The 26,615-nt window shown below is 61.0% G+C and carries 23 protein-coding genes; 6 read left to right on the top strand and 17 right to left on the bottom strand.

Annotated features, from left to right (window positions below):
• The 15 genes from BLU25_RS01000 to BLU25_RS00935 form a co-directional block, all read right to left on the bottom strand.
• The gene (locus BLU25_RS01000) at positions 1 to 2,436 is read right to left on the bottom strand and encodes a TonB-dependent siderophore receptor (RefSeq protein ID WP_083369472.1); all 2,436 of its coding nucleotides are present in this window, start codon (positions 2,434 to 2,436) and stop codon (positions 1 to 3) included.
• A gap of 100 nt (positions 2,437 to 2,536) precedes the next feature.
• On the bottom strand, positions 2,537 to 3,358 hold the full coding sequence (locus tag BLU25_RS00995; protein WP_016780491.1) for a FecR family protein: 822 nt from the start codon (positions 3,356 to 3,358) through the stop codon (positions 2,537 to 2,539).
• A gap of 15 nt (positions 3,359 to 3,373) precedes the next feature.
• Positions 3,374 to 3,514 carry a FecR/PupR family sigma factor regulator gene (locus tag BLU25_RS23665; protein ID WP_016780490.1) on the bottom strand — a complete coding sequence of 47 codons (141 nt, stop codon included), beginning with the start codon at positions 3,512 to 3,514 and terminating at the stop codon, positions 3,374 to 3,376.
• On the bottom strand, positions 3,511 to 4,011 hold the full coding sequence (locus tag BLU25_RS00990; RefSeq protein WP_016780489.1) for a sigma-70 family RNA polymerase sigma factor: 501 nt from the start codon (positions 4,009 to 4,011) through the stop codon (positions 3,511 to 3,513). Before BLU25_RS00990 ends, BLU25_RS23665 begins: the two co-directional genes overlap by 4 nt.
• A gap of 198 nt (positions 4,012 to 4,209) precedes the next feature.
• On the bottom strand, positions 4,210 to 4,956 hold the full coding sequence (locus tag BLU25_RS00985; protein ID WP_016780488.1) for an SDR family oxidoreductase: 747 nt from the start codon (positions 4,954 to 4,956) through the stop codon (positions 4,210 to 4,212).
• A gap of 66 nt (positions 4,957 to 5,022) precedes the next feature.
• Positions 5,023 to 7,119: a putative bifunctional diguanylate cyclase/phosphodiesterase gene (locus BLU25_RS00980; RefSeq protein WP_083369471.1), complete on the bottom strand. Its 2,097-nt coding sequence runs from the start codon at positions 7,117 to 7,119 to the stop codon at positions 5,023 to 5,025.
• 438 nt (positions 7,120 to 7,557) lie between these two features.
• The gene (locus tag BLU25_RS00975; protein WP_016780486.1) at positions 7,558 to 8,766 is read right to left on the bottom strand and encodes an acetyl-CoA C-acyltransferase; all 1,209 of its coding nucleotides are present in this window, start codon (positions 8,764 to 8,766) and stop codon (positions 7,558 to 7,560) included.
• A gap of 9 nt (positions 8,767 to 8,775) precedes the next feature.
• Positions 8,776 to 9,246: a MaoC family dehydratase gene (locus BLU25_RS00970; protein WP_016780485.1), complete on the bottom strand. Its 471-nt coding sequence runs from the start codon at positions 9,244 to 9,246 to the stop codon at positions 8,776 to 8,778.
• Positions 9,247 to 9,256: 10 nt separating this feature from the next.
• Positions 9,257 to 10,042 (bottom strand): SDR family oxidoreductase, encoded by a 786-nt coding sequence (locus BLU25_RS00965; RefSeq protein ID WP_016780484.1) that lies wholly within the window; start codon positions 10,040 to 10,042, stop codon positions 9,257 to 9,259.
• A gap of 149 nt (positions 10,043 to 10,191) precedes the next feature.
• Positions 10,192 to 11,070: an SDR family oxidoreductase gene (locus tag BLU25_RS00960; protein ID WP_016780483.1), complete on the bottom strand. Its 879-nt coding sequence runs from the start codon at positions 11,068 to 11,070 to the stop codon at positions 10,192 to 10,194.
• 10 nt (positions 11,071 to 11,080) lie between these two features.
• Positions 11,081 to 12,232 carry an acetyl-CoA C-acetyltransferase gene (locus BLU25_RS00955; protein ID WP_016780482.1) on the bottom strand — a complete coding sequence of 384 codons (1,152 nt, stop codon included), beginning with the start codon at positions 12,230 to 12,232 and terminating at the stop codon, positions 11,081 to 11,083.
• Between the two features lie 3 nt (positions 12,233 to 12,235).
• Positions 12,236 to 13,294: an acyl-CoA dehydrogenase family protein gene (locus BLU25_RS00950; RefSeq protein ID WP_016780481.1), complete on the bottom strand. Its 1,059-nt coding sequence runs from the start codon at positions 13,292 to 13,294 to the stop codon at positions 12,236 to 12,238.
• Between the two features lie 8 nt (positions 13,295 to 13,302).
• Entirely contained in the window at positions 13,303 to 14,457 is a 1,155-nt protein-coding gene (locus BLU25_RS00945; protein ID WP_016780480.1) for an acyl-CoA dehydrogenase family protein, read from the bottom strand.
• Between the two features lie 10 nt (positions 14,458 to 14,467).
• On the bottom strand, positions 14,468 to 15,232 hold the full coding sequence (locus BLU25_RS00940) for an enoyl-CoA hydratase family protein (RefSeq protein WP_016780479.1): 765 nt from the start codon (positions 15,230 to 15,232) through the stop codon (positions 14,468 to 14,470).
• Between the two features lie 146 nt (positions 15,233 to 15,378).
• Positions 15,379 to 15,933 (bottom strand): PadR family transcriptional regulator, encoded by a 555-nt coding sequence (locus BLU25_RS00935; protein WP_016780478.1) that lies wholly within the window; start codon positions 15,931 to 15,933, stop codon positions 15,379 to 15,381.
• 479 nt (positions 15,934 to 16,412) lie between these two features.
• Between BLU25_RS00935 and BLU25_RS00930 the strand changes: the two genes are divergently transcribed.
• The 6 genes from BLU25_RS00930 (at position 16,413) to BLU25_RS00905 (ending at position 23,340) form a co-directional block, all read left to right on the top strand.
• Entirely contained in the window at positions 16,413 to 16,904 is a 492-nt protein-coding gene (locus tag BLU25_RS00930) for a CS1 type fimbrial major subunit (RefSeq protein ID WP_016780477.1), read from the top strand.
• A 108-nt stretch (positions 16,905 to 17,012) separates the two neighbouring features.
• The gene (locus BLU25_RS00925) at positions 17,013 to 19,541 is read left to right on the top strand and encodes a CS1-pili formation C-terminal domain-containing protein (protein WP_029611360.1); all 2,529 of its coding nucleotides are present in this window, start codon (positions 17,013 to 17,015) and stop codon (positions 19,539 to 19,541) included.
• Between the two features lie 93 nt (positions 19,542 to 19,634).
• The gene (locus BLU25_RS00920; RefSeq protein ID WP_016780475.1) at positions 19,635 to 20,378 is read left to right on the top strand and encodes a hypothetical protein; all 744 of its coding nucleotides are present in this window, start codon (positions 19,635 to 19,637) and stop codon (positions 20,376 to 20,378) included.
• Complete coding sequence (locus BLU25_RS00915) at positions 20,375 to 20,866, top strand: CS1 type fimbrial major subunit (protein WP_016780474.1); 492 nt, start codon at positions 20,375 to 20,377, stop codon at positions 20,864 to 20,866. Before BLU25_RS00920 ends, BLU25_RS00915 begins: the two co-directional genes overlap by 4 nt.
• A gap of 120 nt (positions 20,867 to 20,986) precedes the next feature.
• Positions 20,987 to 22,159: an acyl-CoA dehydrogenase family protein gene (locus BLU25_RS00910; RefSeq protein ID WP_016780473.1), complete on the top strand. Its 1,173-nt coding sequence runs from the start codon at positions 20,987 to 20,989 to the stop codon at positions 22,157 to 22,159.
• Positions 22,156 to 23,340, top strand: coding sequence for an acyl-CoA dehydrogenase family protein (locus tag BLU25_RS00905; RefSeq protein WP_016780472.1), 1,185 nt, complete (start codon positions 22,156 to 22,158; stop codon positions 23,338 to 23,340). Before BLU25_RS00910 ends, BLU25_RS00905 begins: the two co-directional genes overlap by 4 nt.
• Before the next feature lie 127 nt (positions 23,341 to 23,467).
• Here BLU25_RS00905 and BLU25_RS00900 read toward each other — a convergent pair whose 3' ends face one another.
• A complete protein-coding gene (locus tag BLU25_RS00900; RefSeq protein WP_016780471.1) occupies positions 23,468 to 25,081 on the bottom strand; it encodes a DUF1302 domain-containing protein in 1,614 nt (537 codons plus the stop codon).
• A gap of 89 nt (positions 25,082 to 25,170) precedes the next feature.
• Positions 25,171 to 26,553 (bottom strand): DUF1329 domain-containing protein, encoded by a 1,383-nt coding sequence (locus BLU25_RS00895; protein WP_016780470.1) that lies wholly within the window; start codon positions 26,551 to 26,553, stop codon positions 25,171 to 25,173.
• Between the last annotated feature and the right edge of the window lie 62 nt (positions 26,554 to 26,615).

The following is a 26,615-nucleotide window of genomic DNA, read 5'->3' as shown; positions in this document are numbered from 1 at the left end:
TCACCAGTCGTATTGAACCTCCAGCGATGCCGTGCGCTGCTGGCCGTAGTAGCAGCCGAAGCTGTAGTTGCACGAGGACACATACTCGCGATCAAACAGGTTCTGCACGTTCAGACGGGTGCTCACACCCTTGAAGCTCGCATCCAGCGCCGCCAGGTCGTAGTTGAGCGTGGCGTCATACACCACAAACGACGGCGTCTTGAAGGTGTTGTCCGAATCCCCGAAGTTTTTCCCGGTATACCGCGCACCACCGCCCAGGGTCACGCCTGCCAGCGCCTGGCCGGTAAAGTGGTAGTCCGCCCACACGCTGGCCGCCCACGGCGATTGCGCCTCGCTGCGGTTGCCTTCATTGCCGTAGTTGGACTTGGTGTAGAACACGTCCAGATATGACACCGACGCAATCAGGTCAATGTTGTTGAAGCTGCTTTTACCTTCAACTTCAATGCCTCGCGACCTGACCTCACCTGCCTGAACCTGATACTCCAGATACTCAAGGTCACCGGTCAGGACGTTCTGCTGGGTGATCTCGAACACCGAGGCAGTGAGCAGGCTGGAGTCGTTGGGCTGGTATTTGACCCCCACTTCATATTGCTTGCCCGTCATCGGCGCGAACGCCTTGCCACCCCGGGCCGGCGCCGCAGTGCCCACCGACGGCAGGAAGGATTCGGTGTAGCTGATATACGGCGCCAGGCCGAACGAGGTGACATAGGTCAGGCCCACACGCGCGGTGAACTTGTTGTCGTCCTGACTCTCCCGGGAGTTGGCCAGCAGGTCGTTGTTCTCCACCCTGGCCCAGTCCTGGCGCCCGCCAATGGTGAGGATCACGTTGTCCAGCTTGATCTGGTCCTGCACATACAGGCCGGTCTGCTTGACCTTGTTGTCCCATTGGGTGGTCAGGGTCGGCACGCCCAGGGTGCGGTAGTTGGTGGGGTTGTAGAGGTCGATAATTTCGCTGCCGGACAAGTTGTAACCCTGATACTTGCGAGTGAAATCACGGTAGTCCAGGCCCACCAGCAAGGTGTGCTGCAAGGGGCCGGTGACGAAGTCGCCCTGCAGGTGGTTGTCGAAGCTGTACGAGCTGTTCTGCTGGCGCCAGTCCAGCTTGGTGCGGCTGGCATGGGTGTCGGTGGCACCGTCCGGGGCAGTGACAAAACGGTTGAGGTAGAAACCCTTGTAGCGGTCATTGACGTCGATGTAGCTCAAGCTCTGCCTGTAGGTCATGACCTCGTTGAAGGCATGGGAAAACTGGTAGCCGAGCACATACTGGTCGCGCTTGTAGTCGTTCCATTTCGAGTCGCCCGAAAAGAAGTCACGATCGATCTTGTTGCCCTGGGAGTTGCGGTACAGGCTGCCCACGGCCGGCAATGACTGATAGTCGGCCAGGGCATCATCCCGTTGCAATTGCGCGTACACCGTCAGCTCGGTGCTGTCATCGGGCGCCCAGGTAAAACTGGGCGCCAGCAGCATGCGCGAATCTTCGGTGTAGTCGATTTGTTCGCTGCCGGTGTTGCCGACGCCGATCAGCCGGTAGCTCAAGGTTTTGGCGTCGTCCAGCGGGCCGGTGGTGTCGAAGGCCAGGTTGTAGCGGTCAAAACTGCCGGTACCGACCTTGACCTGATGTTTGGCCTCGGTGCTCGGGCGCTTGGACACCATATTGATCATGCCCCCCGGCTGGTTTTGCCCGTAAAGCACCGAAGACGGGCCCTTAAGCACTTCGATGCGTTCCAGGGTATAGGGGTCTATTTGCGGGGTGCCGCCCAGGCTGCCCGCCGAAGGCAGATAGGCACCGTCAAGGTAGAGCAACGTCGGGGCAAAGCCGCGGCTGGTGATTTCATCGGCAATGGTGTTACGGTCGGTGTAGCCGTTGGTGCTCAGCCCCGGGGTGTAGCGCAGCGCCTGGGTCAGGTCGCGGGCGCCTTGCTCTTGAACCTGGTCGGCGGTGACCACGTTGATGGTCTGCGGGATTTCCAGGATCGGCGTGTCGGTCTTGGTGGCGGTGGCCGAGCGGGTGGCGACAAAGCCGTCGACGTGGCCACGGCCATCCTCGCCAACACGCGCCGATACGTTGGTCGCGCCCAGATTCAACGCCCCGGCCTCGGCATGCGGGTACACACTCAGGGCGCCGCTGTCGGTCACGCTCAAGCCCAGGCCACTGCCCGCCAGCGCACGTTCAGCGGCCTGTTGCGGGGTGTACATGCCATTGACCGGCGCAGAGGTCTTGCCCTGCAACAAGGCCGGCGCCACCGACAGGGTCAGGTTGCTGTCCCGGGCGATGCGGCTCAGGGTCACGCCCAGGGGCGCGGCAGGCAGGTCAAAAAAGCGCGTGGCGCTTTGTTCGCCGGGCATGACCTCAGCACGCGCGCCTTGCGGATGGCAGGCAATGCTCAGGGTGATGGCCAGCGCCAGCAGGCAGGTTTTCGGTTGAGCGTACGGCATGGGGCGTCCTTTCTCGTTGCAAGGTAGGCAGTTGTAACCTTGACCAACGAGAAAGGCGTTCCCCTCACCCTATTTGCAATTAATTCGCATTCGGATGTTTTTACCGGCGCACCTCGATCAGGGTCAGCCACGGTCCGTACCGCGTGACCTTGATCGGCAGGGTTTGCGCCAGCGTATTGAGGGTTTGCGCGGTATTGTCCAGCGCGAATACGCCGAACACCCGCACCCGCGCCGCTTCAGGGCTGATGCGCAGCATGCCGGTCTGGTAGGGCCGCAATGCCTCGACCAGGGCCGACAACGGTTCATCATGCAGTTCGACGCGGCCCTGCAGCCAGTCGGTCTGGCTGCGCGAGGTCGGGGTTTGCGGGTCGATCTGGGTGGCGGTGAACGACACCGCCTGACCGGTTTCGATGCGCCGCTGCTGACCGCCCAGGGTGTCCAGTAGCACGCTGTGTTGCTGCACGCTGGCCAGGCTTTCATCGCTGCCCTGGCGCACCATAAAGCGAGTACCCAGCGCCTGCACCTGGCCCTGGGCGGTGGTGACCACAAACGGCCGCTTGGCATCGGCGGCCACCTCCACCTGCAGCTCGCCTTCACGCAGGCGCACGCGGCGCTGGCCGTTGCTGAACTGGATATCCACCGCGCTGCGGGCATTGAGCGTCAGCAGGCTACCATCGGCCAGTTCGACCGTCTTGCGCTCGCCGGTGGCCGTCTGGTAATCGGCCGTCAGGCCTGCCAGGGGCGTGACGCGGTCCACCAGGCCTGCTCCAGCCAGGCCCAGCAGCAACAGCAGCAGGCCACCTTGCAGGGTCTTTTTACCGGGCGTTACAGTGCTGGCCAGCAGGGCCCGGCGCGCGGCTTGCAACTGCCCGGGGCTGCGCCGCTCCACCGCATGCAGGTCAGCCACCGGGGTTTTCAGCACCCCCGCGACCCGCTGTCAGGCTGCCAGGTGCGCGGGGTTCTCGGCCAGCCAGGCCTTGAACACCTGGCGCTCCGACGGGCAGGCCTGGCCGGACTCCAGACGCAGCATCCAGTCAATGGCGGCACGGGTGACCGGATCTACCTTGGCTGTACTCATGGGCACTCCGCCGTCTGCGACAGGCAATGAACAAAGGCGCGGCGCAAATCGCGCTCCACCGTGGCCAGCGACACGCCCAGCAACTCGGCGATGGCCTGCTGGGGCATGCCTTCGAGGCGATTGAGCAAAAAGGCGCGCTTGACCCGCGACGGCAAGCCTTCCAGCACGCGGTCGATGGCTTCGATCGCCTCGCGCACCAGGGCAATGTCTTCGGCGGAGGGGGCGAAGGCTGGGGGCAGCTCGGCCAATTGCTCGAGGTAGGACTGCTCCAGCTTGCGCCGCCGCCACAGCGAACACAGCAGGCGCCGGGCCACGGTGCTCAGGTAGGCGCGAGGTTCCCGGATACGCTCCAGTTGCCGGGCGTCCCAGGCGCGCAAGAAGGTGTCCTGGGCCAGATCAGCCGCATCCTGCGGGCAACGCACCTGTCGCGACAACCAGCCGCGCAGCCACGCATGATTGTCGTGATACAGGTTCGCCAGCAGGCTTTTGGGATCCACAGGGCTAGACACGATAGATAACCATACTTAAATAGCAATAAGTCGCATTATCGTCGGATCAAGCCTAAATGCAAGCCGTGTGGGAGCGGGCTTGCTCGCGATTAAGGCGATGCGGTCAGTCAGGCACACCGTGGCGCTACCATCGCGGGCAAGCCCGGCTCCCACAGGAATTGCGTCGACCTTGTGGGAGCAGGGCCTTCAGCGACCGCCGCCCAGGTCCAGGAAGGTGCCCGTTGTGTAGGAGGCCTTGTCCGAGAGCAGCCACACAATGGCTTCTGCCACTTCTTCGGGGCGCCCGCCACGGCCCATCGGGATCAGCGGTTCAAGTTTGCTGACTCGCCCCGGGTCGCCACTCAGGGCGTGGAAGTCGGTGAAGATATAGCCCGGGCGCACGGCATTGACGCGGATCCCTTCCCCCGCCAGTTCCTTGGACAAGCCCAGGGTGAAGGTGTCCAGCGCGCCCTTGGAAGCGGCATAGTCGACATATTCGCCGGGCGAGCCCAGGCGTGCAGCCACCGATGACACATTGACGATATTTCCGCCCTGCCCGCCGTAGCGCGGCGACATGCGCAGCACCGCATGTTTGGCGCACAGGATCGGCCCCAGCACGTTGGTCTTTAGGGTGTGCATGATGCGCAGGTCGGTCAACTCGTCGACCCGCGACTTCAGCCCCACGGTGCCAGCATTGTTGACCAGCGCCGTCACCGGCCCCAGTTGTTCATCGACGTCAAGAAACAGGCGAATGATTTCTTCTTCGTCACTGACATCGGCACGCACGGCAATGGCCTTGGCACCGAGGGCGCGAACCTGTGCCAGCACCTCATGGGCGGCGGCATCATCGGTCAGGTAGTTAATGCAAATCCGATAACCCTGCCTGGCAGCCAGCAAGGCAGTGGCAGCGCCTATACCGCGGCTGCCGCCGGTGATCACGATGACTTTATCCATAAATACGTGTTCCCCTTACACCGATCCAAATCTGGCTGCCAGAATAACCGCGAAGGCGCGGTTTTGTCAGGTCGCCGTCTTGTTGTCTGGCTCGACGGGCCTGGCACTGTGGATATCCGCCATAAACTGTTCCGCCGGCAAGGGCTCGCCCAGTAGAAAACCCTGCAGGGCGTCACAGCCAAGGGTAGTCAAAAAGCTTTGCTGGGTATCGGTCTCCACCCCTTCGGCAACGATGCGCAAACCCAGGGCCTGGCCCAGCGCGACAATGGCCGAGACAATCGCCGCATCGTCGCTGTCGTGCTCCAGGTCGCGCACAAAGCCGCGGTCGATCTTCAGTTCATTGGCGGGCAGGCGCTTGAGGTACATCAGGCTGGAGTAGCCGGTACCAAAGTCATCGATGGACAGGTCCACGCCCATTTGCGACAAGCGCTGCAACACCACCATGCTCGCGTCGGCATCGCTCATGGCGGTGGTTTCGGTGATTTCCAGGGTCAAGCTGTTGGCGGGCAACTGATGGCGCTCCAGCGCGGCGACCACGCTGTCGACCAGGCCGGAATAACAGAACTGCAATGCCGACAGATTGACCGCAATGCGCCAGTGGCTATAGCCCTGGTCGAACCAGGCGCGCATCTGCCGGCACGCTTCATTGAGCACCCAGTCGCCGATGGGGATGATCAGGCCGGTTTTTTCCGCCAGGTCGATAAAGTGTTCCGGCAGCAGCAACCCCTGCTGCGGGTGCTCCCAGCGCAACAGCGCTTCAGCCCCCACCGGCTGGCTGTTGCTGGCGTCGAACTTGGGCTGGTAATGCAGACGAAACTGCTGCAGCTCCAGGGCCTGGCGCAAGTCCTGCAGCAGTTGCAATTGCTTGCGCGCATTGGTGTTCATCGAGGCGTCGAAAAAGCTGTAGCCGTTCTTGCCGGTGCCCTTGGCGTGGTACATCGCCGCGTCGGCGTTCATCAGCAGCTCCTCGGCGGTCAAGCCATTGCCGGGGTACAGCGCGATGCCGACACTGGCGGAAATCAGCAACTCATGCTCATCGACGCGAAACGCCCGGGACAGCAGGCTGACCTGACGCGCCGCCACTTGCGGGGCATCGTCAGGCTCAAGCAGGCGCACCAGCAGCACGAATTCGTCACCGCCAATGCGCGCCAGGGTGTCCTGGCTGCGCAGCTGCTCGCGCAAGCGCAAGGCGACCTCGCGCAGCAGGCGGTCGCCCAGGTGATGACCAAAAGCATCGTTGACCGGTTTGAAGCCATCGAGGTCGATAAACATCAGCGAAAAACAGCCGCCCTGCTCCGCCACCTTGTTCATCGCCTGGCCGATGCGGTCGGCCAGCAGGATGCGATTGGGCAGCCCGGTGAGGGTGTCGTGCAGCGCCAACTGGGTCAGTTCTTCGTTGGCCAGGGTCAGGGAATCTGCCAGGGCGGCAGTACGCGCATCGAGGCGGGCATCGAAAATCGAGGTCAGCAAGGCGATCACCAGTACCGCCAGGCTGGACACCAGCACCAGATTGTCCAGGCCGTTTCCGCTCAAGCCGTCGATGGCGGCACCGCAAAAACTGCCGATGGGAAAATTGGCAGCGGCCATGCCGGTGTAGTGCATGCCGACAATCGCCAGGCCCATGATCACCGCAGCGCCACCGCGCATCAGCCGTACATAGGGGGTTTGCCTGCGCAAGCGAAAGGCGATCGCCAATGCGGCCGCCGAAGCCCCCACGGCAATCACCAGCGACAGGCCGAACAGCGTCGGGTCGTAGTCGATACCCGGCTGCATGCGCAACGCGGCCATGCCGCTGTAATGCATGGCACTGATCCCTGCGCCCATGATCAGGGCACCGAACAGCAACTGCAGGGCCGGCAACCGTGGCTGACTGACCAGCCACAAGGCAAAACCCGAAGACAAAATGGCTACCAGCAACGACCACAGGGTCAGCCCCAGGTCGTAGCCCAGTTCAAGGGGCAACTGCAGGGCGAGCATGCCGATAAAGTGCATCGACCACACGCCAAAGCCCATTGCCAGCGCTCCGCCGCCGATCCACAGATACACGGTACGCCCCCGCGCCGTGGCGATGCGACCGCTAAGGTCAAGGGCGGTGTACGACGCCAGGATGGCGACACACAGGGAAATCAGAACCAGCGCGGGGGAGTAACTAGCAGAAACCATGGGCCTTCTCGTGAACAGATGCCGAACAGCGTCCATGCCCGGTAAAGAAGCGCAATTGTACTGCTTCCCTGCTTTTACGCACCTATCCGCGCGACTAAATCCTTAAGCCCCATGCCCTCCCTGTGGGAGCCGGGCTTGCCCGCGATGACAGCGCTGCGGTATGCCTGATTGACCGTATCGCCTCAATCGCGAGCAAGCCTGCTCCCACAAGATCGGCGCAATTTCTGTGGGAGCCGGGCTTGCCCGCGATGACAGCGCTGCGGTATGCCTGACTGACCCCATCGCCTGAATCGCGGGCAAGCCCGCTCCCACAAGGTCGGCGCAATGCCTGTGGGAGCCGGGCTTGCCCGCGATGGCCGCACCGCGGTATGTCTGACTGACCGCGGCGCCTCAATCGCGGGCAAGCCCGCTCCCACAAAGAAACTGCTCCCCCTGCCTTCAGTTCAACTCAAACAACCCTGCTGCCCCCATGCCGCCGCCGATGCACATGGCAACCACCACAAACCGCGCGCCACGGCGGCGACCTTCAAGCAGGCTGTGGCCCACCATTCGCGCACCCGACATGCCGAACGGGTGACCGATGGCAATCGCCCCGCCATTAACGTTCAGTCGGTCATTGGGAATCTGCAGAAAGTCACGGCAATGCACCACCTGGCAGGCGAACGCTTCGTTGATTTCCCACAGGTCAATATCCGACACCGTCAGGCCAAAGCGCTTGAGCAACTTGGGAATCGCATACACCGGGCCAATGCCCATTTCTTCCGGCGCGCAGCCACTCACGGCAATCCCGCGATACACACCCAGGGCTTCGATTCCACGTTGTCTGGCTTCGCCACGGCTCATCAGCAAGACCGCAGCGGCGCCATCGGAAAACTGCGAGGCGTTGCCTGCCGTAATGAACTCACCCTGTTCAATCCACTTGCCGTCTTTCCACACCGGCTTGAGGCTCGACAGATCTTCAAGGGTGGTGGAGGGACGGTTGCACTCGTCACGGTCCGCGATTACCTCCTGATGACCGCTGGGCTTGCCTTCCTTGTCAAAGCACAGCTTGCGCGCTGCCAGTGGCACGATCTCATCGGCAAACAGGCCTTCAGCCTGGGCCGCGGCCGTGCGCTGCTGGCTCTGCAGAGCATACTGATCCTGCACTTCGCGGCTGATGTTGTAGCGCCGGGAGACGATTTCGGCGGTTTCGAGCATCGGGATATACGCCGTCGGCATGCACTCAAGCACGGCCTCAGACTGGGCGCGGTAAGTGTTTTTGTACTTGTTCTGGGTCAGCGATAGCGACTCCACGCCACCGGCTACGGCTATCTTCATTTCGCCGGTCATGATGCCGTTGGCTGCCACGCCGATACTCATCAGGCCCGAAGCGCACATGCGATCGAGCGCCATGCCCGGCACGGTATCGGGCAAGCCGCCGGTATAGGCACACAGGCGCCCGATATTGTAGCTCTGGGTGCCCTGCTGGGCAGCGGCGCCCATGATCACGTCTTCCACCGAGCCCGGCTCGATACCCGCGCGCTCGACGACGGCACGCACCACATGGCCGCCCAGCACCGGCGCTTCGGTATCGTTGAACGAGCCACGGAAGGACTTTGTCAGGGCCGTGCGGGCGGTGGATACGATCACAACGTCATTCAAATTCATATTCAAGGCTCACTGTTCAAGAGGGTTGAAGGTGTAGCGACTGATGGTGTCCACCACACAGCCGGGGCGTTCGCTGCCTTCGATTTCGACGCTCATGCGCACCACTGCCTGCACGGCCTGGCCCAGTGTTTCGACCCGCATCACCTGGCCATGGCCGCGAATTCGCGAACCGACCTTGACCGCTGCCGGGAAGCGCAGCCGGTCAGTGCCACAGTTGACGCCCATGGCCAGGTTTTCGAACTGCATCAGTTGCGGCATAAACAGATTGGCCAACGCCAGAGTCAGGTAGCCGTGGGCGATGCAGGCACCGAACGGCCCGCTGGCGGCGCGCTCAGGGTCGACATGGATCCACTGATGATCGCCGGTGGCCTCGGCAAACAGGTTGATCCGCTCCTGGGTCAGCAACAACCAGTCGGTGCGCCCCAGATCCATGCCCTCGGCCGCCAGCAACTGCGCGGCACTGCTGAAAGTCGTGCTCATACTCTGTGCCTCACGCTTGTTGCGAGCTGACAGGCAGCACTTCGCCGACCATATACGAGGCGTAGTCACTGGCCAGAAACACCATGACATTGGCCACTTCCCAGACTTCGGCGGCGCGACCAAAGGCTTCGCGGCTGGTGAGCTGGTCGAGCAACTCGCTGCTGGCGGCTTTTTTCAGGAAGTCATGCAGGGCAATCGACGGCGCGACGGCGTTGATCCGTACACCGCTTTCGGCAGCTTCCAGGGCGCTGCAACGGGTCAGGGCCATGACCCCCGCCTTGGCGGCGGCGTAATGGGCCTGCTCCTTTTGCGCACGCCAGCCCAATACCGAGGCGTTGTTGACGATGGCCCCGGCACCTCGGCGCTCCATATGCGGGAGCATGGCGCGGGTCATGCGCATGGTGCCGGTGAGGGTGATATCCAGCACCGACGACCACTGCTCATCCGTCATCTCGGTCAGGCGCACCTGCCCGCCAAGCCCGGCGTTGTTGATCAGCACATCGACACCGCCCAGCGCATCTTCAGCAGCTGCGATCAGGGCTTGCACATCGGCTTCGACGGTGACGTTGCACAGCTGGCCGTAGACCGCCTGCAAGCCGGTTTCAGCCTTGAGCCGCTCGACGGCTTCTTCGAGGCGGCGTGGGTGGATATCGGAAATCATCAGGGCGCGGCAGCCCTCTTCGGCGCAGCGCTTGGCGGCGGCGTAACCGATACCGGCGCCGGCTGCGGCGGTGATCAAAATCGACTTGCCCGCCAGCAACTGGTGGCCGGGAACATAAGGGGGTGCTTGTCTCATGGTTGAATGCTCTTTTTTAATCAAAAATCAAAAGCCCCTCACCCTAACCCTCTCCCAAGGGAGAGGGGACTGACCGCACGCGGTTTCGAGAACACCACAAATCAGCCCCCTCTCCCTCCGGGAGAGGGTTGGGGTGAGGGCCAGCGCTATCAGCTACCCCACACCCGCTGCGGCGCAGGTGCTTCAGCCAGGATCTGGCCCAGGGCAACGCCCACCTCTTCAGGCTGCCATTGCGCGCCCTTGTCGCGGGTCACCCCGGTGCGCCAGCCATCGCCCAGGGACAATCGCCCACCCTGGCTTTCGATGATCTGCCCACTCACCTCCCCCGACAATTCACTGCCCAGCCACACCACCAGCGGTGCGACGTTTTCCGGAGCCCAGGCATCAAAGCCGCCGTCTTCAGGTTTTTTCACCATGTCCGGCATCGCACTCTCAGTCATCGAAGTACGCGCCGCCGGGGCCAGGGCATTGGCGGTCACGCCGTAGCGCGCCAGCTCGGCTGCCTGGACCAGGGTCAGTGCGGCAATCCCGCCTTTGGCCGCGCTGTAATTGGACTGCCCCACCGAACCCTGCAGGCCCGCGCCGGAGCTGGTATTGATGATGCGCGCCGCCACCGGTTTACCCGCCTTGGCCAGGTCGCGCCAGCGTTTACCGAGGATATTGGCCAGGCAAAAATGCCCCTTCAAGTGCACACGCATCACCGCATCCCAGTCCTCTTCACCCAGGCTGATAAACATGCGGTCGCGCAAGATCCCGGCGTTGTTGACCAGCACATGTACTTCGCCAAACGCCGCCAGCGCAGCGTCGACGATGTGCTGCGCCGTGGCGAGGGTGGTGATGTCATCGGCATTGGCGATGGCCTGCCCGCCCGCCTCGCGTATTTCGGCCACCACCTCTTCTGCGGCTTCGCGACGAATGTCGTTGACCACCACATTGGCGCCCTGCCCGGCGAACGCCAGCGCGTAGGCGCGGCCCAAACCGCCGCCCGCGCCGGTAATGATGACGGTACGTCCTGCACAAATTGCCATGTCGTTACTCCTAGAGGCGCTCAATAATCGTCACGTTGGCTTGTCCGCCGCCTTCGCACATGGTCTGCAAACCATAGCGGCCACCGCTGTGCTCAAGCTGGTTGAGCAGGCTGGTCATCAACCGCGCGCCGCTGGCCCCCAGCGGATGGCCGAGGGCAATCGCGCCGCCGTTGGCGTTGGTGCGGGCCGGGTCGAAATCCAGCTCCTTGGCCCAGGCCATGACCACCGAGGCAAAGGCTTCGTTGATCTCGACCAGGTCAATGTCCTGCATGCCCATGCCGGCTTTTTTCAGCGCGGCACGGGTGGCGGCGATCGGTGCGGTGAGGTGCCAGATCGGGTCGTCGCCGAGCACCGAGAGGTGATGGATCCGCGCCCGTGGCGTGAGGTTGTAGCGCTTGAGCGCAGCCTCGGAGACCACCAGCAAGGCGGCCGAGGCATCGCAGGTCTGGCTGGATACCGCAGCGGTGATCGACGCAAACTCGGCAAACACCGGCTCCAGCTCGGCCATTTTCGCCAGGCTGGTATGGCGCGGTGTTTCGTCGTCCCGCAGCCCTTCACAGGGCACGATTTCGTTGACGAAACGACCGGCGGCCATGGCGGCCAGCGCCCGACGATGGCTCTCCAGGGCATAGGCTTCCATGTCCTGGCGGCTGATATTCCAGTGGTCGGCAATACGTTGGGCGGCATAGAACTGGTTGACCGGCTGCTCGCCAAAACGCGCTTTCCAGCCCTTGCTGCCGGAGAACGGATCGGCAAAACCCAGCGGCTGACCGGCCAGCATCGCCGAGGAAATCGGAATCTGGGTCATGGTCTGCACGCCGCCCACAGCAATCACATCCTGAGTGCCACTCATCACCGCCTGTGCGGCGAAGTGCAGCGCCTGTTGTGATGAACCGCACTGGCGGTCGATGGTTGTGCCGGGCACGTTCAGCGGCAAACCGGCGGCCAGCCAGCTGGTACGGGCGATATCACCGGCCTGGGAGCCGATGGTGTCGACACACCCAAAAATCACGTCGTCATATTCGTCGGCCGGAATTGCGTTGCGCTCCACCAGTGCCTTGAGCACATGGGCGCCGAGGTCGATGGCATGCACATGGGCCAGGCCGCCCTTGCGTTTGCCGGTGGGGCTGCGCAATGCATCAACAATATAGGCTTCAGGCATCGGTCAATCCTCAAACGTGTAACCGCAGCCCAAAGGCGCCGCGCCACTTAATACATACTCGGCCACACGGGTCTTGTGCAGCGCGCGGTCGCCCCAGGCGTTGTCCAGCGCCCAGGCGCGTTTCATAAACATTTGCAGGTCGACTTCCCAGGTGTAACCCATCGCGCCGTGCACCTGGATGCCGTGGCGGGCCGCCAGCCAACTGGCTTCACAACTGGCCAGGCGTGCCTGGGATACCCACACCGCGGCATTCGGCTCGTTGTGCGCCAGGGCATAAGCGGCGCGATACAGCACCGGCTTGGCGAACTCCAGCGCCGTGGCGACATCGGCCAGGTGGTGCTTGACCGCTTGAAAGCTGCCGATGGGCTTGCCAAATTGTTTGCGTTGCGCGGCGTAATCCACCGACAGATCGAGCATGCGCTGGGCCAGCCCGAGCAACTGCCCGGCCACCGACAGCGCGCCACGATTCAGGGTTTGCACCCACAGTTCACGGCCCCGCTCGCCCTGCGCCACCAGGGTGGCCGCAGCGGGTTGCCAACTTATCTGCGCCAGGCGCCGCGAGGCATCGATGCTGGCGTGGTTTTGCACATCCACCTGGCTGCGCGGCACGGCGTGGACTTCATCGCCATGGGCCAGCAGCAGCAAGTCAGCGTGGGCGGCATCAGCCACCAACGGATTGACCGGGTGCCCGATGGCCACCCGCAAACTGCCGTCGGCAATGCGCTCCAGCCATTCGCCGCGCCGGGCAACGCTGTCATCCAGCCCGGCAATCAGGGCGCTGGCCACATAGGCGGTGTCAGCCAGCGAGTCAGGAATGGCGTAGTAACCCAACTCCTGGGTCATCAGAGCCCAGGCCACATCATCCATGCCCAGGCCGCCAAAGGCCTCGGGGATCGACAGCGCGGTGAGGCCCTGCTCGGCAATCTTGTTGCGCAGATCCGGGGAGCGGCCGACATCGGTTTCCCAGATTTCACGGAGCATCTCGGGGGCGGCTTCGGTCATCAGAAAACGGCTGATGGCCTCGCGGAAGGTGATCTGGTCTTCGGTAAAGGTAAAGTCCATGCCCGGCCTCACTTCGGCAGACCGAGCATGCGCTCGGCAATGATATTGCGCTGGATCTCGTTGGTGCCGGCGTAGATGGGCCCGGCCTGGGCAAACAGAAAGCCCTCCAGCCAGTCGTGACCATCCGCCGATTTACCGGTCAGTTCGCCACTGGCGCCGAGAATGCGCATGGCGGTTTCGTGCATGCGCAAATCCAGCTCCGACCAGAAAATCTTGTTGGTGCTCGACTCGGCGCCAATCTGCGCACCCTGACTCAAACGCCCCACGGTGTGGTAGGAAGACAGGGCGTACGCCTGCGCATCCATCCAGGCCTTGCACACCGCATCGCCCAGGCTCGGGTCGCGGTCGGCGCTGGCGCGGTTGGCCTGATACAGCTCCACCAGCTTGCGCGCCGTGTACTGAAAGCGCGCCGGCGATCGCAGCAGCAAACCGCGTTCGAAACCGGCAGTGGCCATTGCTACATGCCAGCCCTGCCCTTCGTCACCGATACGGTTTTCCAGCGGTATACGCACGTCGTCGAAGAACACTTCGGCAAACGCATCCTTGCCGTTCAAGGCCTTGATCGGACGTACCGTGACCCCCGGCGCGTTGAGCGGCACCATCACAAAGGACAGGCCGTGGTGACGGCTTGAACCAGGGTCGCTGCGGAACAGGCCGAACAGCCAGTCGGCAAAAATCGCCCGTGTCGACCAGGTTTTCTGACCGTTAAGCACATAGCTGTCACCGTCACGGCTGGCCTTGCTGGTGATCGCTGCCATATCGGAACCGGCGTTGGGTTCCGACCAGCCCTGGGCCCACATGTCGGCACTGGCCGCCATGCGTGGCAAGAAACGTTTTTTCTGCGCCTCGGTACCGAACTCCATCAAGGTCGGGCCCAGCAACAGCTGGCCGTTCTGATTGACCCGCATCGGCGCGCCGGCACCGTAATATTCTTCTTCGAAAATCAGCCACTCGATCAGATCGCAGCCGCGCCCGCCCAGCTCGGTAGGCCACATGACCATCGACAGCCGGCTTTCGAACAGCTTGGCTTCCCACTGGCGGTGCTGTTCGAATCCTTCACGGGTGTCGTAGCTGGCCAGCGGCGTGGCCGGCAGGTTGTCCGCCAGCCATTGGCGCACCTCCTGACGGAAAGCTTTCTGCTTGGGGGAGTAAGTCAGATCCATCTTCAACTCCTCAGAACGTGGCGTCGCGTTTTTCAACGAACGCGCGGCGGGTTTCAGCGGAGTCCGCGCAGTTGTAGGCCTGCAGCGTAAAACCCTGCTCCCAGCGATATTTGTCTTCCAGGTTGCCGTCTTCGATACCGTTGAGCGCCTCCTTGGCGATACGGATCATCTCCGGGCTTTTACTGGCGATCTTGCGGGCGATTTCCAGGGCGGTTTCGCGCAGTTGCTCGCGGGGCACCACGCGCTCGATAAAGCCGTACTGCTGGGCGTCTACGGCGCTGATTTTGTCGCCGGTCAGGAACAGGTAACGGACTTTTTGCACCGGGAACAAACGCTGCAAGTGCGCTCCGCCGCCCATCGCGCCACGGTCCACTTCCGGCAGGGCAAACGTTGCGCAGTCGGAGGCCACGACGATATCCGCTGCGCCGGTAATGCCGATTCCGCCACCCAGTACAAAACCATGTACTGCAACAATCACCGGCACCGGGTTGCGATGCACCGCCTTGAAGGTGGCGTAGTTACCGGCGTTGACGGTCACGATGCGCTCGGGGTGGGCGTCCAGCTCCTTGATATCGACCCCGGCACAAAAACCACGACCCTCGGAGCGGATCACGATGACGCGCACTTGCGGGTTCTGGCCCAGGGCTTCGAGGGTATGCGCCAGGTCCAGCCATTCCTGGCTGTCGAGGGCATTGACCGGTGGCCGGTCGATCACCAGCTCAGCGACGCCTGCGTCGATGCTGGTGTGAAATGCGGTATGAGTTGCGCTGTTCACAGGTGCTCCCGGGTTGGCAAAGGCATGGGAGCAGTATGGGAATGCGCTGCGGCGCGATCATCGTCCGTTGAGACTAACGCGAGTGCAGCCGCTGACGCACCGGGTGGCACCGGTTCATCAGCGGCCGCGAGGCGTCATGTGCTGCCTTACTCAAACCCGGACGGGCCGTCAACGATGGCTTTGGCGGTGTTATTGAGCAAGTCATGCACTCGCTGGATCTCGGCCGGGCTCCAGAGCCCCTGATGCAATTGCAGGGCATGACGCAGGTTATGCACGGCCTCGTGGATTTCTTCGGGCCGGCCCTGGCTGCGCAGCGAGCGCCTGCTGACATCGATGCGCATGCGCACCCCATTGAGGGCAACGTGTTGCTGGGTCAAATAAGTGCATCCAGCCTCAGTAATGCTGTAGCACTTTTTCTCCCCTTCCATGCAGGCCACAACCAGATGGCCGGCCTCCAGAAACGCCATTGTTGGATAAATTACCCCCGGGCTGGGGCTGTAGGCGCCATCGAAAAGAGCCTCAACTTGCTGGATCAAGTCATAACCGTGGCGCGGTTGATCGCGTACCATCGACAGCAACAACAACTTCAAGTCACCGGCGGCAAAAACCCTCGGGTTCCGGCTGCCGCGCTCGCGCACTGAGCGCTTTTCCATTCCCTCGCCAAAATCGTTCTCACGTGGATACTTATATTGGCCACTCATGTTCGCACTCCATTTCATTCAACAGAGCCCACGTTAAAACACAACTTAATTTTCAACTCAAGCCATTAACACAACCCTGACAAAAATACAGTTACACACTAATAAAAAATACAACACACCCCGTAACTACGACACAACTAAACTTCTATTAATGATATAACTTACTTACCCACCCCGCATCACAACCATCCCCCCATACGCACGCACAACAAAATACAGCCAGGCACGCCTGCCGAAAATTTTATATCTAATAATTTCACAACCGGAAAACAGCCCAAATCCAAATATCAGATATATCGCTCTAGTCATGTCTGAAAAAGACTACAAAAGCTTGGGGCTATGACTACTTACCTGTCCATTATTTTCCTTTAATCTGATTTGGCGCTACAAACGGAGTTTAGAGATTTCGCTCTCGTCCCGTATAAAGCTGAAAGCCTCACCCTCACTGAGAGTCTTATTGACCTACTGGTACTTAAATTATGTTCAAAAGCAAAATCGCTGTAATTCTTGGCACCCTGATCATTGGTACATCGACGGCAAGCATGGCAGTTGCCAACACCTCTTCAACCTCAATCAACATCAGCGCAATCGTTCCAAGCACCGAGTTTCAAGCACTGCCAACCAATCCAAACTTCGGACAAGCAGAAGTGCTGGCTTACAACCCGACCAACTCCAGCCTGGGAGGCCTGAGCCAGCGTTACACATACAAAAGCACGACGGGCGCGATCAAGGCTTTTATTGAGGGCGGCGCCTCAAATCTCTACAACGGCAACAGCGCTCAAAATATTCCGCTAACCACCAAATTCAATAACGTAGTCCTGACTGGCACTACTCAGGAAGTAGTGGAGCAAACCCTTGCCAATAGCGGGGGATCAGCCGACCTGACAATTAGCCCTGGTCCTATTCCAAGCGGCGCTTCAGGTAATTATGACGCGTCATTCACTGTGATTTTTGAAAGCACGGCACCATAACAATTCGGCTATGGCCCTTTGATTCGGTAGCACTTGGTGCCCGTTCAGTGCACTCGCTGAACGGGCACCACAAATAAACTATTGGTTTGATAGCAGAGTATGGTGAACATGTTCCCGATGACATGCATCGCGGCAACACTTGCTTCATTGATGTGTTTTGCGACTCTTGCAGTGGCTGCAGGCAACAGCATCACGCCTAAACGTTTGCTGGAGCAGGCCAAGGGGCTGCCGGCAGACTTTGAAGAGCATCTTTTCGATGTGCCGCTGGCCGTACAAGTGGAGCGTGACAGTCAACTGGTCGGAGAAGCCCTTATTGTGCTGTCACGGGATGACCGTATCACGCTGCTCGAGTTCACGGACTACAACGAAAGCCAGATATCCCCCAATGAACGGGACATATGGGCGGATCATCTCAAACAGGGTACCCCGCTGGGGGCCTGCACGAGCAAATGCCCCGAACAGTTGCTTGCCATTCACTACAACCTTGAGAACTCAATGGTCTCGTTGCTGACCGAAAAAGCCGAACAACAATTCCAGCAAAGCCAATACTACGACCTGCCCATCGATGGCAGCACCGGATTGATCCTGCGTAACCAGTTGAACCTCACCGGTGGCCAGCAGGAATACCTGGGCGGCCGTTATGGTCTGGAGGCCAGCAGCAGCCTGGGAAAATGGACCCAGACACTCAACCTGCAACTGAATCGCATCGGCGGCCCGCAAGAGAACCAGATCAGGCACGCAGTGTATTCGGCCTACACCCAGCGCGAACTGCCAGGCAGCTTCCTGCGCCTGGGTTACTTTATCCCCGGGTCAGAAGGCCTGACCCGCCAGATCCGCACACTCGGGGACAACCCTGATACGGCGTTTGGCGTGATGTACGGCAGCTCAGACAGCTTGAGCATTACTCTGCCCAAACCCAGCATCTACCCCATTTATGTCACGCCCAACCGGCAGGCGACGGCGCAAATCTATCGTAACGGCGTGTTGATCAACACCCAACCGGTCGCTGCTGGCTTGCAAAGTCTGGACACCCGCCCCCTGCCAGGCGGGATCTACGAAGTGCAAGTGCGCCTGGTCGAGGATGACCAGGTCAGCAGTACCACCACGGAATTGGTGTACAAGCCGAGCAACTGGCGCAACCTCGACAACCCCTGGCGCTATAACCTGTTTGCCGGCCGTGAGAGTACGTTGCTGAGCAACTGGGACGATAAGGCCAGCGGCGAGATGACCGCCGGCGGCGCCGTTAATTACCTGCTGCATCCGCGCGTGGTACTGGGTGTCTCAGGGCGCCAGGTCAAGGGTAACGTGCAATGGGGTACCTCCATTGACTGGACGCTGAGCGGCGCTGTCGGCTTTTACGCCAACCTCTACCAGACCAAAAACCACGGCACGGGTGTCGACCTCAACAGCCAATATAACTATGGCACGGGCAGCATCATCTTCACGCACAACCGCAGTTGGCTCGATACCCGCGACACCTATGAAACGCTGCCGGATGGCACCTATCTGCGCCCAAAGACGGCTTATTTGGGGCAGGTCAGCCGCTCTTCGGCGTCCTTGAACCATCGCTTCGGGGTCAGAAACACCTTCAGCGCGCGTCTGTCCCATAGCGATGGTTACACACAAGGATACGGCCTGGATCTAGGTTGGACGCAAATGACCCATCTGTTTGGCAGCGATGGCAACTGGCGTTTGTCGGTATTTGACCGCCCGGCTAGCCTCAGCAGCGCCAACACGCGAAACCGTGGCTTCGACCTCAGTTTCAGCCTTGCCCTCGGCGGGCCGGGCGAGCGCTGGTCAGCCAGCCTGGGCTCGCGTACCAGCCGCGACGGTGAACGCAACAACAACGCTTCACTCAGCTACAGCAAGGACCTCAAGGACCATACCCTGCAAAGCGTGGCAGCTACGGCTAACATCGATGCGTATGGCATAGGGCTCAACGGGCGCACCAGCTTCCAGCTCGATGCCTTTGGCGGCGACCTGTTCCTGCAACGTTCCTCCTACAACGGCAACTTCAGTGGCGGCCTGAACCTGGACAGCACCGTGGCCTTGAGCGGCTCAAAACTGGCCATGACCAGCCAGCCCGGGGGCCAGGGGGCCGGTCTGATCGTTGATGTGGAGTCCGATGTCGCCGATATCGACCTGCGCGCCGATGACCTGAGCGGCAGCAGTACGGTACTGCGCCCGGGCCGCAATTTTATCCCCATTACCGCCTACAAGAACAGTTCGGTCAGCTTCGACTTCCAGGGCACCGACGTCCCTGCTGCTGCCATCCAGCCACCGCGCACGCGCTATCATCTTAATAAGGGCGGCGTGGGCTATCGCAAGATTAATGTGGCCAAAACCGTCACCGTGCTTGGGCGCCTGCTGGACCCGCAGGGCAAACCGCTCAAGGGCCATCACATCATCAACCATGCCAGCCGTGGGGTCAGTGAAGTGGACGGGTTCTTCTCGATGGAAATGAACGCTGGAGCGCCCACGCTCGAAGTGCGCAAGGGCGAAGCATTGCTCTGCCAACTGGCAATCGACATGAGCACAACAGCAATGCAGGCCAACGTTCTGGAAATTGGCGACGTGCGCTGCATCCCCGAGACGCTGACCAGGTCGGTCACGGGTGACAACGTAGCAGGCTTGTAGGCGACAACGGGTTAGTAGCGCTGGGGTTGCAACAGTTCATCGGGTTCAGAAATTCAATGCTGCCAGGCAGCAAACACAAAGCGGGAAACAACCATGAAACTTGTCATTACGTTATTGGGCCTGTGCCTTTACTCACTGGGCGCAATGGCGAGCCCCAACATCAACATCGGAAGCGTTTTCGACTATATGGACGCCGGGCACAGCTCGTATTTAAAGCGGGTGTACAACGGTGGCAGCAGCACGGCGTTTGTGCGTATTTCAATTCTGGAAATCGTCTACAAGCCGGACGGCACACACGAAGAAGTGCCGCTCAATAGCAAGGGCAACTCCCCCACACGCGATGGCTTGATCGCCAGCCCGGCCCGCCTGATCGTGCCAGCCAAGGGCAATCAGGGCACACGACTGTTGTTCAAGGGCACCCGCGACAAAGAGCGCTATTACCGGGTTCGTTTTGTGCCCGTAGTGCCTGAAAAGGAAGATCAGTTCGCCATCAGCGAGGGTGAAGTCAGTGAGTACAAAAAAAGCCTGTCGGCCGGCGTCAATGTGATGGCTGGCTACGGCACGATTTTTATCGTCAGACCTTCAAACGCCAGGTTTGATACCCGAATAGAAGACACCCCGCTGCAGTATACCCTGCGCAACAACGGCAACACGGTGGTGGTGCTCGAAGCGTTCAAGGACTGCTCGCTCAAGGATGCACAGGACTGCAAACCCGTCACCTTGCATCATGTCCTGCCCGGCCGCTTCATGACATTTACCAAAGAGGCAGACCGCCACTATCGCTTCAATCTGATAGAGGGCCATGTTAAGAAAAACATCGAGGTACAAGGCCGATGAAACTGCTCGCCAAGCTCACCCTGAGCTATGCACTGGCGGCTGGGTTACTGGCGACTCATTACACAGCGCATGCCGTGCGCGAAGTGCATGATTTTGAGGTCACGGTATCTATCCCGACCCAGGAGTTCTATGCCCTGCCTGCTGACCCGGGTTTTCTTGAGCGTGAACATCAAATGGGCTGGAATCCACAGCATTTGGACCTTGTACCGATCAAGGCATTCTTCGACGTACTCAGCAGCGGTGGCGCTATAACCGCACGGTTGGGCTACGAGCCAAAGCTGTCCAGTACCAAGTTCGAGATCCCGCTACAGGTCAAGCTCAACAACCAGCTGTTGACCCTGACCGATAGCGTCATCGCCAATGATCAGCAAGCGCGCTACGGTCTGCGGGTGCCATTGCGCATTGATGCCGTCAAACCGGCTCAAGGGTACGAGGCGGGCAAGTATTACGGCAATGTCCTGATCCTGTTCGAGACCCTGGCGCCTTGATCGACCGGCAAGGCGACAGCACAAGCCCTCAAAGGGACTAGTCCGAGTCAGGGATTGCACCCATGCAGCACGCTTTCATGCTGGCGGCATGATCCGTAATCCTGCGAGGAGCGCCGCCCTATGGAGCTTGCCCTGTCTGACGAGCAGCGAATGATTCAAGCGTCTGCCGAACGCTTTCTGGCCCAGGTGGCCAGTTCCGCCGAAGTGCGTGCGGCCATGGCCAGCGAACAGGGTTACAACCCGGCTACCTGGGCGCGCATTGCAGGTGAGCTGTACTGGCCTGCTCTGGCCATCCCCGAGGCCTATGGTGGCCTGGGGCTGAGCTTTGTCGAAGTGTGCCTGCTGCAGGAACAATTGGGCCGGCGCTTGCTGCCTTCGGCGTTCTACGCCACCTGCTGCCTCGCCCTGCCCGCGTTGTTGCTGAGCCGCAACGAACCCCTCAAGGCACATTGGCTGCCATTGATTGCGGCGGGTGAAGTGACAGCCAGCCTGGCTTACGCCAGCGCTCCACGCTGGGATGACACCGCCGTGCAGGTGTACGCACAAAGCTGCGCTGGCGGCTACCGGCTCAACGGTCAGTACCTGCATGTGATCGATGGGGCCGACTGCGATGTGCTGATTATCGCTGCCCGCACCCCGGGCAGTGTCGGTGAGGCTGGGATCAGGCTGTTTGCCATAGCCGCCGACACCCCCGGGGTGGAGCGTCACTCTCAACCCACTCTCGACCAGACCCGGCGCATAGCCACTGTCAGCCTCAACGATGTGCAGTTGCACGATGAACACCTGCTCAGCGAACCCGGCCAGGGTTGGCCAATGTTGCGGGACGTGCTGCGCATTGGCTGTATCGGCCTGGCCGCCGAACAGACGGGTGGCGCGCAACAGTCAATGGACATGACCCTGAGCTATATCAACGGCCGTGAGCAGTTTGGCCGGCGCATCGCCAGTTTCCAGGCCATCAAGCACCGCTGCGCCGATCTGATGCTGGCGCTGGAATGCGCGAGATCGGCCAGTTACTACGCCGCCTGCATCGCCGCTCAATGCCTGGACATCGACGGCGACCCGGCAGCGCAACAACAACTGGGCGAAGCGGCAGCCACGGCGAAGATCCACGCCAGTGAAGGTTTTTTTCACTGCGCCGCAGAGTCGATCCAGTTGCATGGCGGCGTGGGGTTTACCTGGGAATATGACCCGCACCTGTATTTCAAACGGGCCCGTGCCAGCGAACAGCTACTGGGTTCCCCCGCCTTTCACCGTGAGCAACTGGCCAAGCAGATCTTCGGAGAACTGTCATGAACATTGGATTCAGTGCGGCTGATGAACAATTCCGCCAGCAGGTGGCCCAGTGGATGCAGCAACACCTGACAGGCGATTTCGCGCCACTGCGTTTTCGCGGCGGACCGGGGGATGAAGACTTCGCCCCGGCCTTGCGCAAGGCCTGGGAGCAGGTGTTGGGCACCGGCCAATGGATTGGCGCAGGCTGGGCTGCGGAGCACGGCGGTCGCGGTTTGAGCATCAACCGCCAGGTGATCTTTTTTGAAGAGTACGCCCGCGCTGGCGGCCCCGGTCGCATGGGCCATATTGGCGAAGGGTTGGTGGGGCCAACGGTTGCGGTGTTTGGCACGCCAGAGCAGCAGCAACGGTTTTTGCCGCCGATACTGGCCGGCCAGGCTTTCTGGTGCCAGGGCTACTCAGAACCAGGGGCCGGCTCGGACCTGGGCAATATCAAGACCCGCGCCAGCTTCGACAGCGACAGCGGGCAGTGGTTGATCAGCGGGCAAAAGGTCTGGACCTCCCTGGCTCACGAAGCGGACTGGTGTTTTGTACTGGCCCGCACCGAGCCAGGCAGCGTGGGCCATCGCGGGTTGTCGTTTTTACTGGTACCCATGCAGCAAAGTGGCATACAGGTGCAGCCGATCCGGCAACTGACCGGCTCGTGTGAATTCAACGAGGTATTTTTCGATCAGGCCACCACTGCAGCCGACAACCTGATTGGCCAGCCGGGCGATGGCTGGAAAATCGCCATGGCCCTGCTGGGTTTTGAACGCGGGGTGTCGACCCTGGGCCAGCAGATGCAGTTCCAGAATGAGCTGGACGAAGTGATCCATATCGCCAAGGCCAATGGTGCGGCACAGAACCCGCTGCTGCGCCAGCGCATCGCCCAGGCCTGGAGCGGCCTACGGGTCTTGCGCTACAACTCGTTGCGCATGTTGTCAGGCGTGCAGGACGGCAGCCTGCGACCCGAGGCGACGATCTACAAGCTGGCGTGGTCGAACTGGCATGTCGAGCTGGGCAAGTTGGCAATGGACGTGTTGGGCCCTGATGCGGAACTGCTGGCGGGGGGGCCTTATGAACTGACCCGGCTGCAGGCGTTGTTTCTGTATACCCGGGCGGACACCATTTACGGCGGCAGCAGCGAAATCCAGCGCAATATCATTGCCGAACGGGCCTTGGGAATGCCGCGGGAGGCGCGGTAGACGGGCTGAGAATCAAAAGCACCCTAACCCTCTCCCGGAGGGAGAGGGAACTGACCGCGCGCGGCTTCAAAATCTCCACTGACCAGCTCCCTCTCCCTTCGGGAGAGGGTTGGGGTGAGGGCCAGGGTCAGAACGTGTACTTGCCGTTAAACGACAGGTAATCCCGATCCGCCATTGTCCGCCCCTGGGCAATATCGGCCGAACTCAGGTACGCCACATAGGTCAGCCCCATCTGGAAGTTGCCCAGGTACTTGAAATCACCGCCCAATGTCAGGCGCTTTTCAGCACGGCCCAGCCCCGAATAGGCGCTGCCATCGATATTCTGCGTCCAGGTCGCCTTGGTGGTCAGGTCCCAGCCATTGAACACATTGGGGTGATCAAAATACGCGCCGATCCCCAGCAGGCTTGAGCCCCGTGTTTGCCCGTCGTACACATACTTGTTGAAAGTCCCGTCCGTACCCGCCCCGCCACCGGTAATGGTCAGATCATCCACACCCTGGATGCGCTGGTGCACCACTTCGGTCATCAACGTGGTCTGCTGCGCCATAAACGTCGGGCCGATCATGTACACGGCATTCAAGTTGCCCTGCCACACCTGCCCGCGCGCCGGGGCACCGTTGCTCAGGTACACCGCCGCACCGTCGCGGTAGCTCAGGTCCCCGGCAAATTGCACCGAGTCCCCGGCCTTGGTGGTGAAGCTCACGCCCGTGAGCTTGATGTTGTCAAAGTAGCCCAGCTGGTAGCTCGGGCCATTGCCGCTGCCCCCCGCCTTGCTCAGCGAGGAATAGTGGGTCTGCCCGGTAAAGTCGAAAAACAGCGCCGGCACACGGTCGTGATAACGGTAATGGAACAGGCCGATCTCGGTGTTTTGCGTCAACCGGTAACGCGTGCCCAACCCCCACTCGCCGCTGTCGCCCGGCTTGACCGAGCCACCGTAGCCGACCGCTGCGCCGTTGGGCAGATTGTCGACGATGCCCGGCGCCAAGCGGAAAAACTCCGCCCCCGGGCCAAAGGTGTCGCTGCCAAAATAGTCACCCACCGGGTTGAGCTGGGTTTCTTCCCATTTGTATTGGTAGAAGCCCAGCAGGGCCAGATCCTCATTGACCGACCACGAACCCGATACCTGCCCCACCGGCAGGTAGGCATCCTTGGCTTCGGTACCTGGCACGTTGAACTTGGTCGAGTCCACCGGTGCCTGGCCCTGGCTGATGTTGGGCCAGAACAGGCTCTCGCCCCATGCCACCAGATGCCGCCCGGCCTTGAGCGACAGGTACTGGTCATCATTGACGGTAAAGTCGCCATACACATAAGCATCCAGCAGCCGCGCCTTGCTGCCGCTGAGTTTGCGTGTGTCCCGGCTGAAGTCGTTGTAGCGCCCGGTCTTGTTCACCGTGTCCGGCGAGTCGTTGTCGTTGCGCTGATGGTAGACCTCGTCATAGAAATGGCTGGCGCGCATCACCGCACCGAGGTTGTCGTGCTTGAGCATCAATTCGCCGAATACGCTGACCCGATTGTTGATCAGTGAACCGCGCTTGAAGTTGCGCGTGGCATCGTCGTAGTTGATGTTGTTGAGGTACTCATGATCCGGTTTTTCGGTACGCATCGAGGCCGTGTAGTTGACGGTCAGCGACGAGTCCAGGGTGGTGTTTTCACCCAGCTCGATGGTCGGCGCAGCCAAGGCCAGACCGCTTAGCCCCGAGAGCAAACCGGTGCCGACAAAACGCGAGTAGTGCTTGAACATGCCTTGCTCCTTGTTATTGTTGTTTTGCTCCGCCCGGCCACCTGCGCACAGGCGAGGCCCGTGGCAGACAGCGGAGTGGAGTCAGGGCGTTACTTGCCGGCCCGGCGTGCCGCTTCAGGGCCGAAGTCGCCTGCAGCAAAACCGCCTTTGTTCAGCACATAACCGTTGCGTTGTTCGTTGATCAGGTTGAAGGCCAGGTAACTGCCGGCATTCAAGTCGTGGTAAAGACCAACACCGGCCTGCCAGGTTTGCGTTTCCGGGGCGTAGAAGTAATTGACCATCGAGGTGCGCCACAGCTCGCCACGGTTGTCGTAGTTGTCACCCATGATCGGGAACCAGCTGTCTTCGTCGATATACAGCGTGCGCTTGCCATATAAATGGCGGTTGCCCGGCTTGAGCACACCTTCAAGCACCCACACGCGGTGCAGTTCGTAACGCATGTTGTCCGGGTTGATATGGCCGGGGGTGAGCATGCTCGCGTACTTGAGGTCATTGGCATGCAGGCGCGCGGTGTTGTACGGGATATACAGCTCTTTTTTGCCGACGATGTTCCAGTTGTAGCGCTGGGCAGAGCCGTTGAAGATGCGCACTTCGTCGACGGTGATCGAACCGCCGGAACCCGGGAAAGCCATGTCGAAACCGTAGCCCGGCGACTGCCGCACACGCCGCGTACCCGGGTCGTAGCGCCAGCTCTGGCGCGGTTCGGTCTTGTCGTTCCAGTACTCGGTACCGGTATTAATTTCACCCTTGTCGCGCTGTGGCAGCAGGGTTTCGTTAAGGTAGAAAGACGAGTTGCCCACCGTGTCGCCGATCTTGCCCGGTTCCAGCCCCGGTGCCATGTTGCGCGAGTGCACGCGGCCCCAGTTGATATTGCCGTCCTTGAGCACATAGGCATTGTCCGAGGTGTATTCCTCGGTCCAGGCGCGCACGGTGAACAGCGAGGCATTTTTCAGCAGCTCGATCCCGTTTTGCGGAATGGGGAATGCCACGCCGCCAGTGCGGGCCACCACCCCTTCACCATCGTCGACCAGCTTGGCGACCGAGGCGTTTTCCAGGGTGGCCTTGCATACGGTGTCAGAAAAACGAAAGTCACGATGCGCAGGGTAAACCGGCATGCGGAAGGTTTGCGGGTAGAGCTTGAACAGGGCCTTTTGCCCCTCGGACAAGTGCGCGTCGTACTGACCGAGGTTTTGCGCGGTAATCACAAACAGCGGTTTTTCATTGGGATAGGGGTCTACCGGGTGTTTGCCCGTGCCCTCGAATTTCATCCCCGGGGCCGCGCCCAGCCATTGCCCGCCAAATGCCGGGATAGTGCCTGCGGCGTTGCCCGCTTTTTCAGCGCCGACGCAGGTCAGATCCTTGCCCAGCCGGGCGATTTGATCGACCGGGGCCTGGGCCAGCGCCAGCGCACTGTAACCCTGCAATACCAGGGCGACTGACAGCCAGCCGCCCATGTGGGTGATGCGTCCCATGGAGTTCTCCTTTTTATTGGTCTTGCACATTTACGTGTGGGAGCGGGCTTGCCCGCGATTGG

This window comes from Pseudomonas fragi (genome assembly GCF_900105835.1).
In the GTDB taxonomy this organism is placed as follows: domain Bacteria; phylum Pseudomonadota; class Gammaproteobacteria; order Pseudomonadales; family Pseudomonadaceae; genus Aquipseudomonas; species Aquipseudomonas fragi.
This window is presented reverse-complemented; position numbering and strand designations above follow the sequence as displayed.

Excerpts from the sequence above, each read along its gene's own strand:
- BLU25_RS00905 (WP_016780472.1), top strand. The coding sequence starts at position 22,156 with ATGAACATTGGATTCAGTGCGGCTGATGAACAATTCCGCCAGCAGGTG.
- BLU25_RS23665 (WP_016780490.1), bottom strand. The coding sequence starts at position 3,514 with ATGAGTACAGCCAAGGTAGATCCGGTCACCCGTGCCGCCATTGACTGG.
- BLU25_RS00945 (WP_016780480.1), bottom strand. The coding sequence starts at position 14,457 with ATGGATCTGACTTACTCCCCCAAGCAGAAAGCTTTCCGTCAGGAGGTG.
- BLU25_RS00960 (WP_016780483.1), bottom strand. The coding sequence starts at position 11,070 with ATGGCAATTTGTGCAGGACGTACCGTCATCATTACCGGCGCGGGCGGC.
- BLU25_RS00950 (WP_016780481.1), bottom strand. The coding sequence starts at position 13,294 with ATGGACTTTACCTTTACCGAAGACCAGATCACCTTCCGCGAGGCCATC.
- BLU25_RS00895 (WP_016780470.1), bottom strand. The coding sequence starts at position 26,553 with ATGGGACGCATCACCCACATGGGCGGCTGGCTGTCAGTCGCCCTGGTA.
- BLU25_RS00975 (WP_016780486.1), bottom strand. The coding sequence starts at position 8,766 with ATGAATTTGAATGACGTTGTGATCGTATCCACCGCCCGCACGGCCCTG.
- BLU25_RS00965 (WP_016780484.1), bottom strand. The coding sequence starts at position 10,042 with ATGAGACAAGCACCCCCTTATGTTCCCGGCCACCAGTTGCTGGCGGGC.
- BLU25_RS00925 (WP_029611360.1), top strand. The coding sequence starts at position 17,013 with ATGTTCCCGATGACATGCATCGCGGCAACACTTGCTTCATTGATGTGT.
- BLU25_RS00900 (WP_016780471.1), bottom strand. The coding sequence starts at position 25,081 with ATGTTCAAGCACTACTCGCGTTTTGTCGGCACCGGTTTGCTCTCGGGG.
- BLU25_RS00955 (WP_016780482.1), bottom strand. The coding sequence starts at position 12,232 with ATGCCTGAAGCCTATATTGTTGATGCATTGCGCAGCCCCACCGGCAAA.
- BLU25_RS00935 (WP_016780478.1), bottom strand. The coding sequence starts at position 15,933 with ATGAGTGGCCAATATAAGTATCCACGTGAGAACGATTTTGGCGAGGGA.
- BLU25_RS00970 (WP_016780485.1), bottom strand. The coding sequence starts at position 9,246 with ATGAGCACGACTTTCAGCAGTGCCGCGCAGTTGCTGGCGGCCGAGGGC.
- BLU25_RS00930 (WP_016780477.1), top strand. The coding sequence starts at position 16,413 with ATGTTCAAAAGCAAAATCGCTGTAATTCTTGGCACCCTGATCATTGGT.
- BLU25_RS00920 (WP_016780475.1), top strand. The coding sequence starts at position 19,635 with ATGAAACTTGTCATTACGTTATTGGGCCTGTGCCTTTACTCACTGGGC.
- BLU25_RS00980 (WP_083369471.1), bottom strand. The coding sequence starts at position 7,119 with ATGGTTTCTGCTAGTTACTCCCCCGCGCTGGTTCTGATTTCCCTGTGT.
- BLU25_RS00915 (WP_016780474.1), top strand. The coding sequence starts at position 20,375 with ATGAAACTGCTCGCCAAGCTCACCCTGAGCTATGCACTGGCGGCTGGG.
- BLU25_RS00985 (WP_016780488.1), bottom strand. The coding sequence starts at position 4,956 with ATGGATAAAGTCATCGTGATCACCGGCGGCAGCCGCGGTATAGGCGCT.
- BLU25_RS00910 (WP_016780473.1), top strand. The coding sequence starts at position 20,987 with ATGGAGCTTGCCCTGTCTGACGAGCAGCGAATGATTCAAGCGTCTGCC.
- BLU25_RS01000 (WP_083369472.1), bottom strand. The coding sequence starts at position 2,436 with ATGCCGTACGCTCAACCGAAAACCTGCCTGCTGGCGCTGGCCATCACC.